Annotated in this window: 17 protein-coding genes; 7 read left to right on the top strand and 10 right to left on the bottom strand. The window is 69.9% G+C overall.

Annotated elements, in window-relative coordinates; genetic code table 11:
* Window positions 1-201: 201 nt before the first annotated feature.
* The 7 genes from ACZ63D_RS24000 to ACZ63D_RS23970 form a co-directional block, all read right to left on the bottom strand.
* Complete coding sequence (locus ACZ63D_RS24000; protein ID WP_465356571.1) at window positions 202-792, bottom strand: TetR/AcrR family transcriptional regulator; 591 nt, start codon at window positions 790-792, stop codon at window positions 202-204.
* 123 nt (window positions 793-915) lie between these two features.
* Window positions 916-1,731, bottom strand: coding sequence for an ABC transporter ATP-binding protein (locus ACZ63D_RS23995; protein WP_465356570.1), 816 nt, complete (start codon window positions 1,729-1,731; stop codon window positions 916-918).
* The gene (locus ACZ63D_RS23990) at window positions 1,728-3,554 is read right to left on the bottom strand and encodes a dipeptide/oligopeptide/nickel ABC transporter permease/ATP-binding protein (RefSeq protein WP_465356569.1); all 1,827 of its coding nucleotides are present in this window, start codon (window positions 3,552-3,554) and stop codon (window positions 1,728-1,730) included. Before ACZ63D_RS23990 ends, ACZ63D_RS23995 begins: the two co-directional genes overlap by 4 nt.
* Window positions 3,551-4,492 (bottom strand): ABC transporter permease, encoded by a 942-nt coding sequence (locus ACZ63D_RS23985; RefSeq protein WP_465356568.1) that lies wholly within the window; start codon window positions 4,490-4,492, stop codon window positions 3,551-3,553. The genes ACZ63D_RS23990 and ACZ63D_RS23985 overlap by 4 nt, the downstream gene beginning before the upstream one ends.
* A 64-nt stretch (window positions 4,493-4,556) precedes the next feature.
* Entirely contained in the window at window positions 4,557-6,080 is a 1,524-nt protein-coding gene (locus tag ACZ63D_RS23980; protein ID WP_465356567.1) for an ABC transporter substrate-binding protein, read from the bottom strand.
* A gap of 172 nt (window positions 6,081-6,252) precedes the next feature.
* Window positions 6,253-7,230 carry a methyltransferase family protein gene (locus ACZ63D_RS23975; RefSeq protein ID WP_465356566.1) on the bottom strand — a complete coding sequence of 326 codons (978 nt, stop codon included), beginning with the start codon at window positions 7,228-7,230 and terminating at the stop codon, window positions 6,253-6,255.
* Between the two features lie 88 nt (window positions 7,231-7,318).
* On the bottom strand, window positions 7,319-8,275 hold the full coding sequence (locus tag ACZ63D_RS23970; RefSeq protein WP_465356565.1) for an aldo/keto reductase: 957 nt from the start codon (window positions 8,273-8,275) through the stop codon (window positions 7,319-7,321).
* An 86-nt stretch (window positions 8,276-8,361) separates the two neighbouring features.
* Between ACZ63D_RS23970 and ACZ63D_RS23965 the strand changes: the two genes are divergently transcribed.
* Window positions 8,362-9,099: an SDR family NAD(P)-dependent oxidoreductase gene (locus ACZ63D_RS23965; protein WP_465356564.1), complete on the top strand. Its 738-nt coding sequence runs from the start codon at window positions 8,362-8,364 to the stop codon at window positions 9,097-9,099.
* A gap of 54 nt (window positions 9,100-9,153) precedes the next feature.
* Here ACZ63D_RS23965 and ACZ63D_RS23960 read toward each other — a convergent pair whose 3' ends face one another.
* Window positions 9,154-10,509, bottom strand: a complete 1,356-nt coding sequence (locus tag ACZ63D_RS23960) for an amidohydrolase (protein ID WP_465356563.1) — start codon at window positions 10,507-10,509, stop codon at window positions 9,154-9,156.
* Window positions 10,510-10,614: 105 nt separating this feature from the next.
* Between ACZ63D_RS23960 and ACZ63D_RS23955 the strand changes: the two genes are divergently transcribed.
* The 5 genes from ACZ63D_RS23955 to ACZ63D_RS23935 all read left to right on the top strand — a co-directional run bounded on the left by ACZ63D_RS23955 (window position 10,615) and on the right by ACZ63D_RS23935 (window position 16,024).
* Window positions 10,615-11,724 (top strand): zinc-binding dehydrogenase, encoded by a 1,110-nt coding sequence (locus tag ACZ63D_RS23955; protein WP_465356562.1) that lies wholly within the window; start codon window positions 10,615-10,617, stop codon window positions 11,722-11,724.
* A 40-nt stretch (window positions 11,725-11,764) separates the two neighbouring features.
* Window positions 11,765-12,730, top strand: coding sequence for an aldo/keto reductase (locus tag ACZ63D_RS23950; protein ID WP_465356561.1), 966 nt, complete (start codon window positions 11,765-11,767; stop codon window positions 12,728-12,730).
* A gap of 116 nt (window positions 12,731-12,846) precedes the next feature.
* The gene (locus tag ACZ63D_RS23945) at window positions 12,847-13,824 is read left to right on the top strand and encodes an alpha/beta hydrolase (RefSeq protein ID WP_465356560.1); all 978 of its coding nucleotides are present in this window, start codon (window positions 12,847-12,849) and stop codon (window positions 13,822-13,824) included.
* A complete protein-coding gene (locus ACZ63D_RS23940) occupies window positions 13,821-14,795 on the top strand; it encodes an alpha/beta hydrolase (protein ID WP_465356559.1) in 975 nt (324 codons plus the stop codon). Before ACZ63D_RS23945 ends, ACZ63D_RS23940 begins: the two co-directional genes overlap by 4 nt.
* Window positions 14,792-16,024 carry a multidrug effflux MFS transporter gene (locus ACZ63D_RS23935; protein WP_465356558.1) on the top strand — a complete coding sequence of 411 codons (1,233 nt, stop codon included), beginning with the start codon at window positions 14,792-14,794 and terminating at the stop codon, window positions 16,022-16,024. Before ACZ63D_RS23940 ends, ACZ63D_RS23935 begins: the two co-directional genes overlap by 4 nt.
* Here the strand turns inward: ACZ63D_RS23935 and ACZ63D_RS23930 are convergent.
* Window positions 16,010-16,513, bottom strand: coding sequence for a GNAT family N-acetyltransferase (locus ACZ63D_RS23930; protein ID WP_465356557.1), 504 nt, complete (start codon window positions 16,511-16,513; stop codon window positions 16,010-16,012). The two genes, ACZ63D_RS23935 and ACZ63D_RS23930, sit on opposite strands and share 15 nt — an antisense overlap.
* On the bottom strand, window positions 16,510-17,118 hold the full coding sequence (locus tag ACZ63D_RS23925) for a hypothetical protein (protein WP_465356556.1): 609 nt from the start codon (window positions 17,116-17,118) through the stop codon (window positions 16,510-16,512). The genes ACZ63D_RS23930 and ACZ63D_RS23925 overlap by 4 nt, the downstream gene beginning before the upstream one ends.
* Window positions 17,119-17,312: 194 nt before the next feature.
* On the opposite strand from ACZ63D_RS23925, the gene ACZ63D_RS23920 reads away from it, so the two are divergent.
* The gene (locus ACZ63D_RS23920) at window positions 17,313-18,230 is read left to right on the top strand and encodes an AurF N-oxygenase family protein (protein WP_465356555.1); all 918 of its coding nucleotides are present in this window, start codon (window positions 17,313-17,315) and stop codon (window positions 18,228-18,230) included.

Here is an 18,230-nt window from a genome sequence, read left to right as displayed (position 1 = left end):
CCCAAGGCTGCCTTCCTCCGATAGGGCTTTTTCGTGTGTGCCCCCCCCCCCCCCCCCCCCCCCCCCCATTCTCCCCCCCCCCCCCCCCCCCCCCCCCCCCCCCCCCCCCCCCCCCCCCGTCGCCACAATTCAGCTTCGGGGTGCCCTACACCCCTCACAGCAATGTCGCCCCCAGGCGACGAGCCGAAACCCCCAGTCAGATCAATTCCCAATCCGAGCCATCAACCCGTCCACATAAGCCCGATACCGCCCAGCGACCTCCCCCACCGGATGCATCAGGCTGGTCACATTCGCCCCAATGGACACCGCGATAATCTCATCCGCCAGCACCCCGATCTCCGGAGCGTCCACCCCCTCCCCCTTCCCCCGCGCAGCCGCGATCCGCGACGTCAGCTCGGCCCGCCAGCTCGTCAAAAGATCCCGGTACTGCCGAGCGAGATCCGGATTGGCCACGGAATGCTCCCACAACACCAGCAGCACCCGGGCCGACGCGATCTGATGCGCGTCCGTCGGAATCGCCGCCTCCACGAACCCCCGCAACGATTCCACCGGCCCCAGCGAAGGATCCAGCTCGGACATCCGCTGCGAAGTCTCCTGCAGCACGCTCTCGAACGTAGCCGCGATGATGCTGTCCTTGCTGGGAAAGTAATGCTTGAGGGCACCGTTGGCGAACCCGGCCGCGGTGACGATGCTGCGCATCGTGGCAGCCTCGAACCCGCCCTCGATGATCAGCTTCTTGGCGACCTCGACGATTTCCCGTCGTCGCTGATCGTGATCGATGACCTTCGGCATGGTTACAGACTCTAACCCGTATTCTCCCGCGACGGATGTGACCCTGCCAGCCGCTCGCGGGAGCGGCTGGCCAAGGATTGCGGGCAAGGTCGGCCACGGCCCGGAGACCGCGGCGGACCAGCTCTACGCGAGCCCCAGCCGGGCCGCCCGTCTCTCCGCCTGCCGCGCCGGATCGGCCACCGGCGCGGCCAGCAGCAACCGCTGCGTGTACGGGTGCTCCGGCGTGCGCGTGATGGCCGCCGTCGGGCCGGACTCCACGATCTCTCCCCGGTACAGCACCGAAACCCGGTGGCAGATCCGGTGCACGACGCCGAGGTCGTGCGACACGAACAGATAAGACACCCCGGTTTCCCGCTGCAGTTCCAGGAAAAGCTCGAGAATCGTCGCCTGAGTGGTCAGGTCGAGCGCGCTCACCGGCTCGTCGCACACGATCAGCCGCGGCCGGCGGACCAGCGCCCGGGCGATCGCGATGCGCTGCCGCTGGCCGCCGGAGAACTCGCCGGGATAGCGGTGCACCGCGTCGGCGGGCAGTCGCACCCGGTCGAGCATGTCCGCGACCACCGTCCGGGCGTCCGCCCGGGAAGTTCCGGCCACGACCAGCGGCTCGGCGAGGACCTCGCCGACGGTCATGGTCGGGTCCAGCGAGCCGTACGGGTCCTGGAACACCACCTGGATATCGCTGGCCAGCCGGCGCCGCGCCGCGCCGCGGGCGTGCGTGATGTCCTCGCCGTCGAACGTGATCCGGCCGGACACCGGCGCGGCGAGGCCCAGCACGGCTTTGCCCAAAGTGGACTTTCCCGAGCCGCTTTCGCCGACCAGCCCGACGCATTCGCCCGGCCGCACGTCCAGCGAAATCCCATTCAGGGCCCGGAATCGGACCCGGCGGCTCAGCCGGTAGTCGACCACCAGGTCCTCGATCGCGAGCAGCGGAGCGGTCATCGCCCGGTCTCCTCTCCGGCCGCGTGCGCGAGGCCGCGCCGTTCCCAGGCTTCGTCCAACTCGTCCCGTCCTTCGGTGTCGTCCAGCGACGCGCTGATCAGCTCGGCGGTGTAGGGGTCCTCCGGCGCGCGGAAGATCTGGTCCACCGGTCCGGTTTCGACGATCCGGCCGTCCTTCATCACCACGACCCGGTCGCAGATGTCCGCGACGACGCCGAAGTTGTGCGTGACGATCACCAGCGCCATCCCGTACTCGGCCTGCAGTTCGCGCAGCAGCTCCAGCACCTCGGCCTGCACCGTCACGTCCAGCGCGGTCGTCGGCTCGTCGGCCACCAGCAGCGACGGCCGCCCGGCCACCGCGCCGGCGATCAGCACGCGCTGCGCCATGCCGCCGGAGATCTGGTGCGGATAGCTCGCCATCACGCGGTCCGGGTCGGTGAGGCCGACGCGCTCCAGCACCTCCCGCGCCCGTTTCTTCGCCGCGGCCTTGTCCAGCCCGTGCACGCGGCGCAGCGGCTCGACGAGCTGGTGCCCGATCGGATAGCACGGGTCGAGGTTCGTCATCGGCTCCTGCGGCACGTACCCGATCTCGCGGCCGAGCAGTTTCGCGCGCTCCGCCGCGTTCCCGACTTCGCGTCCGCCGATCCAGATCCCGTCCGCGACCGCGGTCCCGCCGGACGGCAGAAGATCCAGCACCGAGAACACCGTCTGCGTTTTCCCGGACCCGGATTCGCCGACGATCCCAAGCACCTCGCCAGGCGCCGCGTCCAGCGACACCCCGCGCACGACCTCTTTGACGCCCTTGTCGGTCGCGTAACCCACCCGCAGGTTTTCGATCCGCAGCGCGCAGTCCGCCGCCGCGTGCTCGTGCTCGCCCGAAGCCGTCCGACTGCCCAGCGCCTCCGGCGACGGGGCCGCGAGCGCTTCCCGCACCCGAGCCCGGCCGCGGCGAGTCGGCTGTTCGGCGCGGACGCTGACCAGGTCGGCGAGTGTCGAACCGATGAACGCCAGCGCCGCGATCGTCACGCCCAGCGCGATCGACGGCCACAGCAGGATCAGCGGGTACGTCAGCATGTTCAGGAAGCCGTCGTTCATCGTCTGGCCCCAGCTGGGCGTCGACGCCGAGCCGATGCCGAGGAACTGCAGACCGGCCTGCATGCCGATGGCGAGCCCGGCGGTCAGCGCGGTTTGCACGATGATCGGCGCGTACACCGCGCGCAGCAGGTGCGTGCGCAGGATCCGCAGCGTGCCCACCCCGGCGACGCGCGCGGCGTCGATGTACGGCTCCCGGCGCACCGTAAGCGCACGGGCGCGGGTGATCCGGTAGTAGCCGGGCGAGAGGAACACACCGAGCGCGATCATCAGCACGGTGAAGTCCTGGCCGGTGCCCGCTGCCACGACGAGCAGCACGATCATCCCGGGCACCGACTGCAGCGCGTCGCTGATCCACGAGCAGATCCGGTCGACCGCGCCGCCGAAGTACCCGGCAGCCACGCCGGTCGGGACGCCGAGCACGATTCCGGTTACGCAGGTGATGACGCCGCCGTACAACGTGGTTCGCGCGCCGTAGAGCAGGCGGCTGAGGATGTCGCGTCCGGCGGAGTCACCGCCGAGCAGGTGCCCGTTGCCGGGTTCGGCGTGGGTGAGCGCGAAGTCGACGTGGTTCGGGTCGAAGGGGGCCAGCCACGGCGCGAACACCGCGGCCAGCACGACCAGCGCGAACACGACCAGCGCGACGACGCCGACCGGACGGCGGAAGTACCGGCGCAGCAGGGAAATCCGCTTCACCGGGGCGAGCGTGGCGGGGAACGGGGCAGCGGTCATCGGTCGCGCACCTTCGGGTTGACCCACCCGAGCACGAGGTCGAGCAGGAAGTTGACGATCACGACGAACACGACGGTCACCGCGGTCAGGCCGAGCAGCACCGGGATGTCCCCGATCTGCGACGCCGACTGCGTCAGGCTGCCGATCCCCGGCAGGTTGAACACGATCTCCACGACCACCGCGCCGCCGAGCAGGCCGACGAACATCAGCGCCAGCACGGTCAGCGCGGACGGCGACGCGTTGCGCAGCACGTGCGTCGTGACCCGGCGCGAGGACAATCCGCGAGCCCGCAGCGTGCGGACGAAGTCCTGGTTCGCGACCTGGAGGAAACCGTTGCGCAGCTGTTCGGCGATCATCACGATCGCGCCGAGCGACAGCGAGATCGAGGGCAGCGCGATCGACCGAAGCCAGCCGCCGACCGACTGGTCCGGCGACACGTAGCCGACCGCGGGGAACCACTGCAGCTGGATCGCGAACCAGGTCACCAGCACCAGGCTGACCCAGAACCCGGGCAGCGCGAACAGCACCACTGATGCGAGCTTGAGCACGCGGTCGACGACACCGCCGGGACGAAGGCCGCAGACGACGCCGACGAGCACGCCGAGGATCGCGGCGAGCAGCGTCGCGGCGACGACGACCGAAAGCGTGACCGGCACGCGCAGCGCGATTTGTTCGCCGACCGGCTGGAAATTCCGCCAGGAAGTCCCGAAATCGCCGGTGGCCGCGTGCGACAGCCAGTCCCAGAACTGGACCAGCAGCGGCCGGTCGTACCCGATCTGAGCGCGCAGCGCCGCCTGCTGCGCGGGGGTCGCGCTGTTGCCGAGCAGCCCGGCGGTCGGGTCCCCCACGGCCGTGTGCGCGAGGAAGAACGTGCCGCTCGTGACGAGCACGAGCAGCAGGATCCCGGACACCAGGCGTTTGACGATGAATGTGAGCATGTCGTTCGGCTCCTCCCCGCCGCGGGTCCACAAAGGACGGACCCGCAGCGGGACGACGGGCGCGTCAGCCGCGCTGGATGAACCGCAGCGTCGGGAACATCATGCCGGTGATCGGCGTGACGGTGATGCCCTTGACGCTGAAGTAGAGGTTGTCGGCCTGGTACCAGACGTTCCACCAGGCGAGGTCCACGAGCTTGGCGTTGAGCTGCTTGAGCGCCGCGGTCTGCGCCGGGCCCGGCTGGGCCTGCTCCGCCTGCTGCACGAGCGCCTTCACCTCCGGGAAGGCGTCCACCGACGGTTTCGGGTTGTACCACTGCGCCGAGGTGACCTGGTCGGTCAGCGTGGCCATGTCGTTGCCGTCCATCGCGATCACCGCGAGGAACATCGGGTACGTCGGGGCGTTCTTCTGGTAGTCCGGCATCGACATGTTCTGCCAGTCGACCTTGATGCCCAGCTGCCCGAACGTCTGCTCGGCGGCGGGCTGCCACGCCTGGAAGATCGTGGACATCGGCATCTTGAGGCCGAACCCGTTCGGATAGCCCGCTTCGGCGAGCAGCTGCTTGGCCTTGCCGAGGTCGGTCTTGTACTTGCCGTTGCCCGCCGGGTCGTACACCTGGCTGCCGCTCGGCCACAGCTGGTCGGTGACCGTGCCGGCGTCGTTGCCGACCGCCTTGAGGATCCCGGCCGCGTCGAAGGCGTAGGAGATCGCCTGCCGCACGCGCTGGTCGCCGAGCGCCTTCACCTGGCTGCCGGTGCGGTCGGCGAACTGCACGCCGACCCACGACGCCGGGTTCTTGGCGACGTTCCAGCCGTTCTGCCGCGCCTTGGGCAGGTTCGCCGCGTTGGCGAACTGGACGTTCAGCTGACCGGACAGCATCGCGTTGAAGCTCGCGGCCTGGTCGGTGATCGGGAACAGCCGCACAGTCGGGAACGGGTAGGTGGCGCTGTCCCAGTGCTTCGCGCGCTTCTTGAACACGTACTGCGACTGCGGCTGCGACGAGGCCTTGTCGAAGGTGTACGGGCCGGAGCCGTCCGGGCCGTTGGCGAGCGAATTGGCCTTGATCGCCTTGGGCGAGGCCATCCAGCTGCGCCCGAGGCCCATGAAGTACAGCAGCGCGTCGTCGCGTTCGGACAGATGCAGCACGACGGTCGAGGCGTCCTTGGCCTCGACGCTCTTCACGTCGGTGTAAGCCTGGCCGGACCGGGTGCCCGCCTTGAGGTGGTTGAGGTTCTCGACCGCCGCGGCGGAGTCGAACTTCTGTCCGTCGTCGAACGCGACGTCGTCGCGCAGGTGCAGGGTCAGGCTCAGCCGGTCAGGCGACCAGTCCCACGACTTCGCCAGCGCCGGGATCGGCTTGGCGTCCTTGTCCAAGGCGACCAGCGGGTCGTAGACCGCGGACAGGTACGGGCCGTCGAAGCCGATGTCGGCGTTGGCCGGGTCCCACGACGTCACGTCGAGGAACACGCCCGCCTTCAGCTCGTCGGTGCCCGCGCCCGCCCCGGCGGCGCCCGAGCCGGTGCATCCGGCGATCGCGAGCAGCGCCGCGGCGGCCGCCGCGAACAACGCCGCTGTCCTTGTCCTCGTCATTGAGTCCCTCTCTCAGGGTGCTGGACCGCCGGCGGGGTCGCTCGGCGCCCCGCCGGGAACGGCGTGCCTGCGAATGCGGCCCGGCTCGCCGTGGTGCGGGATAGTCTACGATTGTCGGCTAAAAAATCAACGGGCCGGACGCGTTTGTTATCTCCGGCCGGACGGGGTGTTTTCAGACGGCGTCGGCGACCAGAACGCGAGGGCTTCCGGGCAGCGCGAGAACATCGCATACGCGCCATCCTGCACTGTCCAGCCATTCGCGGACTTCCGCCTCCGGATAGACGACGGTTCCGTCGATCACGAAGTACTCCCCCGCGTGCAGCGCGTCGATCGGCCGCTGCCGTTCGGCGTCGTCGAGGAAGAAGTCCAGCAGCAGCAACGTCGCGCCGTCCGCGGCCGCGGCGCGCGCGCTGGCCAGGATTTTCCGGTTCCGCTCCGCGGTGAACCGGTGCACGACGTGGTTCACCATCACCAGATCGTGTTCTCCGCCCGGTTCCGCGGATTCGGTGGGCGCGGGGTCGATGCTCGTGCGATCCGCGCAGCCGGCCGCATTCACCGCGTCGGTGATCCCTTGCGTGGACTCGGGTCCGAAAACGAATCGAGCGGTCAGTGCGGGATTCGCCCGCAACGCCCCGATCGCGAATTCCGGCGACAATCCGCCCAGATCGAGCAGGCGGCGGTAGGGCGAGAAATCGAAAGCGCGCGCGAGCATCGACGCGTGCAGCGCGTTGTAGCGCATCACGCCCGCCATGAACGTCGCCCAGCGGCCCTCGTCCATCTGGAGGTCGCCGGGTTTGCCACTGTCCACAGTGGTGTCGAACTGAAGCCAGTGACCGTAGCTGATTTCGTTGAGGAAGGTCAGGAACGGTGCCAGATCCGTAGCACCGTTCCCGCCCAGGTACTCCTTCGCGTCCTCGGCCAGTTCGTACCGGCCGTCGGCGCGATCCAGCAGGCCGCGCGCGTTCATCGCGTCGGCGAGGATCCGGGTCAGCTGCTCGCCGGTTCCGGTGGCCGCGGCGAGTTCCGGAACCGTGCGCGGACCGTCGGCGAGCGCGCGGAACAAGCCGATCCGCGAGGCGGCGAACAACTGCTTCGCGCCCATGTACCCGATGGCGATGTCGACGATGCGGTCCGGCGCTGGTTTCGTCATGTGGCGGCTCCTCACGGCGTCGGGGATGCCTCTCCGGGCATCCCGGGGAGCTTTAGTCTACGCACGTCGACAAAAAACACCAGCCCTTTCACCAGGTTCCGTCGGCGGCGACTTCGCGATCGAGCCACAACTGCTTGGTCAGCTCGCGAATCCGGTCCGCGCCGACGCGGTCGAGCAAGGCGAGCGCGCCCGCGTTGTCCTCCAGCTGGGCCTGCCGCGATACGCCGACGAGGACGTTCGCGGTCGCGGGATTGGCCAGGCAGAAGGCGATTCCCAGCTGCGCGGGCGACGCGTCCAGCTCGTCGGCGATCTTCCGCGCCGTCGGCCAGGCGGCGGCGATTTTTTCCCGGATGCCGCCGACGTCCGCCCCGATCTTGCGGCTGGGCTTCAAGTTTCCGACCAGCAGCCCGCCTTCGAAAATGTCCGACGCCTGCAGCGTCAGCTCACCGGAAGCGAACAGCGGCGCGTAGAACTCGCCTTCAGCCATCGAGCGGCGTGCGAGCCCGTACTTGAGCTGCGCGAAAACCGGCGGCGGCAGATCACGTTCGCGCGCAATGGCAAAAGCCGTGCGCAGATCGTCAATGCGCCAATTGTTCACGCCCCACGCGCGGAACCGGCCAGCATCCATCTGCTCGGCGACCTCCGCGACGACCCGTTCGAGGTCGATTTCGCCGAAGTAGTCGCCGACCACGACCAGGTCGGCCGACTCGACGCCGACGCGTTCCAGCGAGGTGTTCATCTGCTGCGCGAAGCCGACATTCGGGTAGTCCCAGAGCCAGAGTTTCCCGCAGTAGAGCCACTCTTCGCGAGCGAGACCCGCCTCGCGCACCGCGCGGCCGAAGATCCGGTCGGTCTCCGAACCCTCGGCGTGCGGTCCCATGTCGTAGTGCGCGACGTCGAAGAAGGCGTGCCCCAGTTCGGCCGCGCGGGCGATCAGCGCCACGGCGTCGCCGAACTCCATCCGGTCCCAGGTGTTCCACGAGCCGAGCGACAACGCCGGCACGCGCGGGAACGCCGGGCCCAGTCCAGGTCGATCCGTCGCCACGATTCCTCCTGCGATTCAAGGGATTTATTTTCTACGCTTGTATACTATAAGCCCGCGAACCCCGCTCCCGGCGAAAGGAAACGACGATGCCCGCTGCCCGTACCGTGCTGATCACCGGAGGTGCCGGCGGCATCGGCCGCGCCATCGGTTCCGCTTTCGCCCAGGCCGGCGATTCGGTGGCGCTCGCCGACCTCGACGGCGCCGAAGAAGCCGCCAAACCCCTTGGCGGGCGCGGAATCCGACTCGACATCACCGACGAGTCCGCGATCTCCGCGGCACTCGATGAGGTCGGGGAGATCGACGTCCTGGTCAACAACGCCGGTCTGCTCAGCGTTCACGGCAGGCTGCTGGACCTGCCCGGCGCGGACCTGCTGCGGATTCTCTCGACCAATGTGCACGGCACGTTCCTGATGACCCAGCTGGTCGCCCGGCGCATGGTCGCCCGCCGGGCGGCTGGACACAGTGAGCCGGGCGTCGTGGTGAACCTGTCCTCGATCGGCGGACGGCAGCCGACGCCCGGAATGGGCGGTTACGAAAGCAGCAAGGCGGCGGTCGACGCGTTGACCCGCTGGGCAGCGATCGAACTGGCGGAGCACCAAATCCGGGTGAACGCGATCGCGCCCGGCCCGGTCGCGACGCCGATGCTCGCCGCCGCGATGCCGCCCGGTTCGCCCGCGCACGACGCCTGGGTCGCACGGATCCCGGACGGCCGGATGGCGTCGGTCGAGGACGTCGCCGCGGCGGTGCTGTTCCTGGCGAGCCCGGCCGCCGCCCATATCACCGGCACGAGCCTCCCGGTGGACGGCGGCCAGCTGCTCACCTGAGCCAGCCGTCCGTGAGGGGAACCCGTGAGGGAATCAGGGCTCCCCTCACGGACGTCAGGCGAGGGCCGAGCGGTCGAACACGATCTGTCCATCTAGGACAGTCAGGTCGACGTCCAGCTCGGGCAGTTCGGCGGGGGTCACTCCGAACGGGTCCGCGGACAGCACGCACAAATCGGCCGCCATGCCGGGGGCGAGCGTGCCCTTCCACGACGCCGCACCGTCCTGCTGTGCCGGATGGACGGTGTAGCAGCGGAGCAGGGTTTCCATCCGTTTCCGCACGTCCTCGGCCGGGCCCATCCACTGGTCCGCCGCGGCGATTTCCTTGCGCCAGTCCGGCGGCAGCACCGGCGCGTCGGACGTCAGGCACAGCGGGATCCCGGCGTCCAGCGCCTCCCGCAGCGGCCACGCGGCCGCCGAACTGCCCGGTCCCAGCGCCGCGTCGACCACCCCGGCGGTCCGTATCGCGATCCCGGCCTGGGCGGACAGCCCGACCCCCAGCCGGGCCATCCGCTTCAGCTGCGTCGCGTTCACCAGGTCGCCGTGGATGACGTAGTGCCCGAGGTCGACGTCGCGGTCCTCCCGGGCCTGCTCCACGGCGTCCAACATCAGCTCGATCGCCCGGTCGCCGGTCGCGTGCACGCCGACCTGCAACCCGGCCTCGTGCGCGGTGCGGACCATCCGGGTGAAGTTCTCCTCGCGCTCCGGATCGTCCGCGCCGCCGACGAGCAGGTGGGCGTGGCTGCCGTCGGCGTAGCAGTGGTGGGTGTAGGCCGAGCGCATCGGCGGGATGCCGTCGGCGAAGATCTTCACCCCGCGGAAGTTGAGCCGGCGCGGGTCCGGGCCGGGTCCGTCCACTGTGGCCAGTCCGGCGCGGAAGCCGTCGAACGTGCTCGGGCCGTCGAGTTCGCCGTACAGCCACAGCGCGGTCACCCGCGCTCGCAGCAGGCCTTCCGCGGCCAGTTCCCGGTACTGCTCGACCACGGACATCCCGAACGCGCCGATGTGCCCGTTGTCCTCCCCCGGGCCGAGTCCGGGTTCGGTGTAGCTCGTAATGCCCAGTGCGGCAAGGATTTCGCCCGCGCGGAGGATGGCCGCCCGGCGTTCGGCGGCAGTGCGCAACGGCTTTTCCGGCCCGGGGCCGGGCGCGCCGTCGTCCGAGAACAGCGTGTCCGGCCACAGCGCGCCGAGCCAGGCACCGTGCAGGTGTGCGTCGTTGATGCCCGGCAGCACCGCGCGGTCGCCGAGGTCGAGCACCTTCGTGCCGGGACCGATCAGCTCCCGCAGTTCGGCGTCGGTGCCGGCGCGCAGCACGCGTCCGTCCCGCACGGCCAGCGCGGTCGCGGGCGCGGCACCGGCCATGGTGTGCACCGCCGCTGCCCGCAAGACGAGATCCGCAACTGAGGTCGGCACAGGCGCTCCTGGAGGGGATTCGGGGACTCGACATTTTTGTCGACGTCCGTAGACTAACCCATCACACGGCCTCGCAGGGCCCGCCAGTCCCCGGAAAGGTTTCCCATGACCGTCCCGACTTCCACCCGCGCCGCGGTGCTGACCGAGCACGGCGCGCCGCTGGAGCTGACCGAACTCCCGCTGCCCGCCGAGCTCGAAGCCGGCGCGGCGCTGGTCCGCGTCTCGTGCGCGACGCTGTGCGGCACGGACGTGGAGATCTGGTCCGGGAAGATGAGTTTCCCGGGCATGCTGCCGATGGTGCTGGGCCACGAAATGGTCGGCGAGGTCGTGGCGGCCGGACCGGACACGCGCGACGCGCTCGGCCGCGAGATCGCCGTCGGGGCGCGGATCGGCTGGTCGGAATCCACCTGCGGCGAGTGTTACGGCTGCACCGTGCTGCGCGAACCGGTCGCGTGTTCGCGGCGCGGGTACGGATTCCTGCAGCGCTCCGACGTCGCTCCGTTCGCGACCGCCGGTCTCTGCGAATACGCCTACGTCGTCCCCGGTGCGGCGAAACTGCTGCTGCCCGCCGAAGTGCCCGACACCTGGGCCGCGATGGCCGGCTGCGCGGCGAAAACCGTGCTGCGCGCGTTCGACCGCGTCGGCGGCGTCCGGCCCGGATCTCGCGTGGTGGTCCAGGGATCCGGCGCGCTGGGCCTGTTCGCGACGGCGGTCGCGCACCTGAGCGGGGCGGGCAGCGTCATCACCGTCGGCGCTCCGGCGTCGCGGCTGGAGCTGGCGAAGGAGTTCGGCGCCGACGAGGTGGTCGAGGTCGGCGGAGGTTCGGACGCGATCGTCGAGCGCGTCGCCGACCTGACCGGCGGTCGCGGCGGCGATCTCGTGCTGGACTTCGCCGGTGCGCCGTCGATCGGCCGCGAGGCGGTCGCGATGGCGGCGCAGCGCGGCCGGGTGGTGATCGTCGGCAGCACCGGACCGGAGCCGACGCCGGTCCCGCTGGGCGCGGTGATGGGCAAGGAGCTGACTGTCGTCGGTTCGCTCAACGGCGACATCGCCGACTACCACCACGCGATCGAGTTCTTCGGAACTTTCGCCGCCCGGATGCCGTGGGACCGCCTGTTCGGCAGCCCGGTCGGCCTGTCCGGCGCGAGCGAGCGGATCGAGGCCATGCATCGCCTCGACGAGACGAAGGCCGTCGTCGATCCCCGCCTTCCCTGATTTCCGTCCGAGCGTTTCCCTTACGAGCCAAGGAGGTCTCGTGTCCGCATCCTCGCCCTTGCCCCGCCGCAAGGTCGGCACGTCCGGTTTGGACGTTTCGCTGCTGTCGCTCGGTTCGTGGCACACCTACGACCGGATGGATTTCGCCGACGCGGTGGCGATGGTCCGCGCCGCGGTCGAGGCCGGCGTGAACCTGTTCGACGTCGGCGTCTACGGCATGCCCGGCCATCCGCCGGTGTTCACCGACGTGCTCTGGAGCGCGATCGTCCGCGCGGCGCGCATCCCGCGCGAAGACTATCTGGTCTCAGCGAAACTGTGGATCGAAGGCTTCGGCGACCAGGGATTCCGCCCGCAGCTGGAAAACGCGTTCCTGCGCGGCGGTTTCGACGTCGCCGATCTGGTGATCCTCGGCGACCTGCGCCGCGACGACGTCGCGCTGGAGGACCTGGTCGAAGACCTCGCCGGGCTCGCCCGCTCCGGGCTGATCCGCGCGTGGGGCGTCAACAACTGGTCGGCCGGGAACATCGCGCGGCTGCGGGAAATCGCCGAAGCGCTGCAGGTGCCGGGTCCGCAGATCGCGCAGCTGAAATACAGCATCGGCCGCCGGTCGATCCCGGACGGCGAGCCGTTCGCCCGGCTGTTCGCCGACGGTTTCGTCATGCAGGCCTCCGACGTCCTCGAAGGCGGCATCCTCGCCGGGCGCACCAAGCTGACCCGCGAAATCGGCCGCGACCCCGGCGATGTGCGCAAGCGGATCGTCCGCGACGCGCCCAAGGTCGTGAAGGCCGCGGAGGAACTCGGCACCAGCGCCGCGCGGCTCGCGGTCGCGTTCACGCTGACGCATCCGGCGAACGTCACGACGCTCTTCGGCGCGACCCGGATGGAGCAGCTGGAGGACAACCTCGCCGCGGTCGACCTGGTCGAGAAGGTCGGCGCCGAGCAGATCCGCGCGCTGGTGGAGCCGTTCTGGGCCGACCGCGACGCCGTCGATCCCGAAGGTCCCTGAACGTCCGTGAGGGGAACCCTGAGGGAATCAGAGTCCCTGAGGGTTCCCCTCACAGAACGCACCCGCCGCACCTCGCGCCACCGCGCACCTCGCCCGCCCTGCCCCAGGAGGCTGCCTTGACCTATCCCCCCGTTCCGTTCGACCCGGAGATCGAGCCCGCGCTCGCCGAGATCGTCCCGGCCGACGCGCCGCCGTTCACTCCCGAGACGATCCCCGGCCTGCGCCGCGCGATGGCCGAGATGTTCCCGCCCGCCGCGGAGGTCGTCGGCGACGCTCCGGTGACCGTCGTCGAGCAGACCATCCCCGGCCCGGAAGGCGCGCCGGACCTGGAAATCACCATCCTGTCGCCGCACGAGAGCGACGGTGCGCTGCCGGTGCTCTACAACATCCACGGCGGCGGCATGATGGTCGGCCACCGCAACATGGATGTCGGTCGACTGCTGGCATTGGTGCTGGAGTTGAACGTCGTCGCGGTGAACGTCGAATACCGGCTCGCGCCCGAACACCCGCATCCCGCGCCGGTCGAGGACTGCTACGCCGGTCTGGTGTGGACAGTCGAGCACGCCGACGAACTCGGCGTCGATCCGGCGCGCGTCGTGGTGATGGGCGGCAGCGCGGGCGGTGGTCTCGCCGCGGCGGTCGCACTGCTGGCCCGGGACCGCAGCGGCCCGGCCATCGCCGGACAGCTGCTGCTGTGCCCGATGATCGACGACCGCAACACGACGATCGCCAGCCAGCAGTACCCCGGCCTGGGCACGTGGACGCGGGAATCGAACCTCGCCGGCTGGAAGTCTCTGCTGGGCGACGCGGTCGGCACCGACGACGTCTCCCCCTACGCCGCCCCGGCGCGCGCGACCGATCTGTCCGGCCTGCCGCCCGCGTTCATCGAGGTCGGCAGCGCGGAGCCGTTCCGGGACGAGGACACCGAGTACGCGCTGCGGATCTGGGCGACCGGCGGACAGGCCGAACTGCACGTCTGGGCCGGTGCCTTCCACGGCTTCGACATGTACGTGCCGGACTGGCCGATCAGCAAGGCCGCTCTCGAAACCCGGAACTCGTGGCTGCGCCGGATCTTCGGGAAGGCGGGCAAATGAGCGTCCCTCCGGTGCCGTACGACCCGGAACTGGAGCCCGGCCTCGCCGCGTTCCTCGACCTGGTCGAACGGATCCCGCTGCGCGCGGACACGATCCTGGCCAACCGCGCGCATTTCGCGACGATCATCCCGCCTGCCGAGCAGATCGTCGGCGACCGTCCGGTCGAGCTGGCCGAGCACACCGTCCCCGGCCCCGAGGGCGCACCGGACATCGTGCTCACCGTCGTCCGGCCCGCCGCCGGGGTCTCGGACGCGCCCGCGCTGTACAGCATCCACGGCGGCGGAATGGTGCTGGGCAACCGGTTCTTCGGACTGGACGGCCTGGTCGACGACGTGCTCCGGTTCGGCGCGGTCGGCATCTCGGTGGAATACCGGCTGGCTCCGGAAAACCCGGCCCCGGCCGCCGTCGAGGACTGCTACGCCGGTCTCTTGTGGACAGTCGAACACGCCGGGGAACTCGGCATCGACCCGTCGCGCATCGTCGTCACCGGCGCGAGCGCGGGCGGTGGCCTGGCCGCGGGCGTCGCGCTGCTGGCCCGGGACCGCAACGGCCCCGCCATCGCCGGTCAGCTGCTCGCCTGTCCCATGCTGGACGATCGCAACGAATCGGTGTCGACCCGGCAGTACGACGGAATCGGCGCCTGGGACCGCAACAACAACGACACCGGCTGGGACGCTCTGCTCGGTCCGGCACGCGGCACCGACGCTGCCTCGCCGTACGCGGTCCCGGCGCGAATGGCCGATCTGTCCGGCTTGCCGCCCGCGTACCTGGACGTCGGGGCCGCGGAGATCTTCCGCGACGAGACGACCGAGTACGCGCTGCGGATCTGGGCGACCGGCGGACAGGCCGAACTGCACGTCTGGGCCGGCGGCTACCACGGGTTCGCCGGTTTCTCTCCCGACGCGGAGGTCTCCCGGTCGGCGGTCGCGACCAGGATTTCGTGGCTGCGCCGGATTCTGCGCGCCGGATGAAGCCACTCCAACCGGAAGCGGGCCTGGCCGAGCCGGTGCTGCCGAAAAGACGCCCGGGCGCGTTGCGGATGGCGGTCGTGCTGGGGCTGCTGGAGGTCTTCGGGCCGATTTCGATGGACCTCTACCTGCCGGCTCTGCCCCGGCTCGCCGACGATCTCCGGGCCGGGCAGAGCCTCGCGCAGGCGACCATGTCGGTGTGCATGCTCGGGCTCGCCTTCGGCCAGCTCGTCGTGGGCCCGCTGAGCGACCGGTTCGGCAGGCGGCGTCCGCTGCTGGCCGGGATCGGGCTGTTCACCGTGCTCTCGGTGGTGTGCGCGTTCGCGCCGTCGATCGAGGTGCTGCTCGCGGCGAGGTTCCTCCAGGGGTTGTGCGGTTCGGCCGGAATCGTGCTGTCGCTGGCTGTCGCCCGAGACCTCGCCGAGGGTGTCGAATTGGTGCGGCTGCTGGCATTGCTGACCACCGTCGGCGCGCTGGCCCCCATCGTCGCCCCGGTGGCCGGCGGGCAGCTGGCGGCCGTCATCGGGTGGCGCGGCATCTTCGGCGTGCTGGCCGGGATCGGAGCGGCGCTGCTGATTGTCGCCGCGACCGCGCTGCCGGAGAGCCTGCCGCCCGAGGCCCGACATCCGCGCAAGGGTCGCGGCGAGTTCCGGATACTGCTGAAAGACCCGCTGTTCCTGGGTTTCCTGCTCGTGAGCACCTGCGGCGGAGCGGCGTTCTTCACCTACCTGGCGTCGATCAGCTTCGTGCTGCAAGACGGCTTTTCGTTGTCGCCCCAACTGTTCAGCGCCTGCTTTGCGGCGAACGCGGTGATGTCGGTGCTGGGCGCGCAGGTGAACCGCGCGGCGGTGCGGCGAGCCGGACCGGTCCGGATGTACGTGCTGGGCACGACCTTCACCGCGGCCGCGGCTTTGACGATGCTGGGCGCGGTGCTGTTCGGTGCGGGACTGGCGGCGTTGCTGATCCCGTTGGCACTGTTGATGTTCGCGGGCGGGACCACCCAGGCGAACGGCAACGCGCTCGCGTTGGCCAACCACGGCCAGCGCGCCGGAACGGCGGCGGCGCTGCTCGGGACGTCCTCGTTCGCGATCGGCCCGATCGTCGCGCCGCTGGTGTCGCTGGGCGGGACTACTCCGCTGTCGATGAGCTTGACCATGACGGTGGCGTACGGGGTCGCGACTGTTTTGCTGTGGTTGGCGGTGTTGCCCCGGCTGCGCTCAGGGACGGCCTGACTCGAACACGAGCTGGCCGTCCTCCTCGCCGACCGCCCGGAAACCCGCTTTCTCGAGCACCCGGCGACTAGCCGAATTCCCCGGCAGCACATACGCCCGCAATTCGGGCGCGAGATCGGGTTCCGGGTGGTCTTCGTGCCACTGCCGCAACGCCTGCGTCAACTCCGTGGCCAAGCCCGCACCCCACGCCGCGCGCGCCAGCAGATAGCCGACTTCCCGATGCCCGCTGCGATGGGCGAGACCGAACCCTGCCCGGCCGAGAAATCCCGAGGCTCCTTCAACCCGCCACTTCGACCAGCCTCGCGTCCGGTGTTCAGCGATGAAGCTTTCCAGCCGCTCGCGGGTTGCCGCGCGAGTCTGCGGACCGGTCGTCATGTGCTGCATGACTTCACGGTCGGCGTGCAGTGCGGCGAGGTCGTCCAGATCGTCGGGCAGCCAGGTGGTCAGCCGCAGCCGCGGGGTGCGGAGGATTTCTTCCCGCCCGGTCACCAGCCGGGGTGGTACGGCGGCAGCGGGGTTTTCGGCCGCAGCCACGCGCCGGTCGCGCGATGCGCCGCCAGCACCAGAGCGGCGACCGGGACGATCAGCCAGAGGAAGCCGCTCGGGAACGTCATCTGCAGCGTCGTAGGCGCGCTCTTCCGGACGAAGCTGGAACCGATGCTGACGATCATGAAGACAACGATGTCGAGCACCGCCAGACTGCTGCCGACCAGCACGCAGACCCGGCCCGCCGAAGAGCGTTTGAACAGGCCGATCGCACCGGCGACGGTCAGGGCCGCGATCGCCAGGTCCGCGGCGCCGACGATTCCGTTGGACAGCAGCCTGGACGACGACGGATTGGCGATCATCCGGACCACGGCCACGACGAAGCCGATCGTGGCGACTAGGCCGATGACCGACGCCAGAGTCGCCGCTGCGACGGCGGTCGCGCCGAAGTACGCGGTCTGCGGCGCTGGCGGCTGCGGCATCGGAGGCTGTGTCGCGAACTGGCCGCTGTACGGGGCTTGCCCGCCGTAAGCGGGCGGCAACGGCGAGTACTGCTGCGGTTCCGTTCCGGGGTAGGGCGGCTGTCCGGGTTGCGGCGGTTGCGTCACGACGGCGGTTCCTCCGAGGTCAGGAAGACATTCGCGGCTCATCCTGCCAGTTCAGCGGGCCTTTCCCGGCCCGACCGCCCGAACGGGCGGCGCGCGGTTCGCCCGCCCCTCTCGCGATGCGGCCAGATAGGTGTTACCTTAGGTAACAGTGAATCGCGGTAACGCCTAGATCGATGACGCTCAGGGAGGACCGAATGACCAGCGCAGACGTGCGACAAGCACCGGAAGCAGCCCCGTCCGGCCGGCACGAGACCGCGCAGCGGCTGCTCGACTCCTCCGCGACCCTGTCCTACGACCCGGCGACCGAGGTCGACTGGGAAACCCCGCTGGACAAGGACTTCCACGGGGCCAGCCCGGAGTGGAGCACGCTCTACGGCACGAGCTACTGGGCCGAGATGACCCCGGAGCAGCAGAAGGAGCTGACCCGCCAGGAGGCGGCGTCGGTCGCGAGCACCGGCATCTGGTTCGAGATGATCCTGCAGCAGATGGTGCTGCGCGATTTCTACGCCAAGGACCCGACCGACCCGGCGTTCCAGTGGGCGCTCACCGAGATCGCCGACGAATGCCGCCACTCGATCATGTTCGCCCGCGGCGCGCAGAAGCTCGGCGCTCCCCCGTACCGGCCGCGCAAGCTGGCCGTCGAACTGGGCCGGGTCTTCAAGGCCGTGGCCGGCGGCGAAGCGGCGTACGCGGCGATCCTGGTCGCCGAAGAGGTTCTCGACGTGATGCAGCGCGACTGGATGCGCGACGAGCGCGTGGTCCCGTTCGTGCGCACCATCAACAACATCCACGTCGTCGAAGAGTCGCGGCACATGAAGTTCGCTCGTGAGGAAACGCGCGAGCAGCTGGAGGGCGCGGGAGCCGTGCGCCGTCAGTTCAACGCGCTGGTCATCGCGATCGCGTCGTACTTCATCGTCAGCAGCATGGTCAACCGCGACGTGTACAAGAACGCGGGACTGGACGCCGAGCGCGCGCTGCGCGAGGCGAAGGCCAACGAGCACCACAAGTCGATGATGCGGTCGAGCTGTGCCGGGCTGATGGAGTTCCTCGGCTCGTGCGGGCTGCTCACGAAGCCGGCGCTGGTGTTCTACAAGCGGGCGAATCTGATCTGA

This window comes from Amycolatopsis sp. NPDC104775, from assembly GCF_055583325.1.
This window is presented reverse-complemented; position numbering and strand designations above follow the sequence as displayed.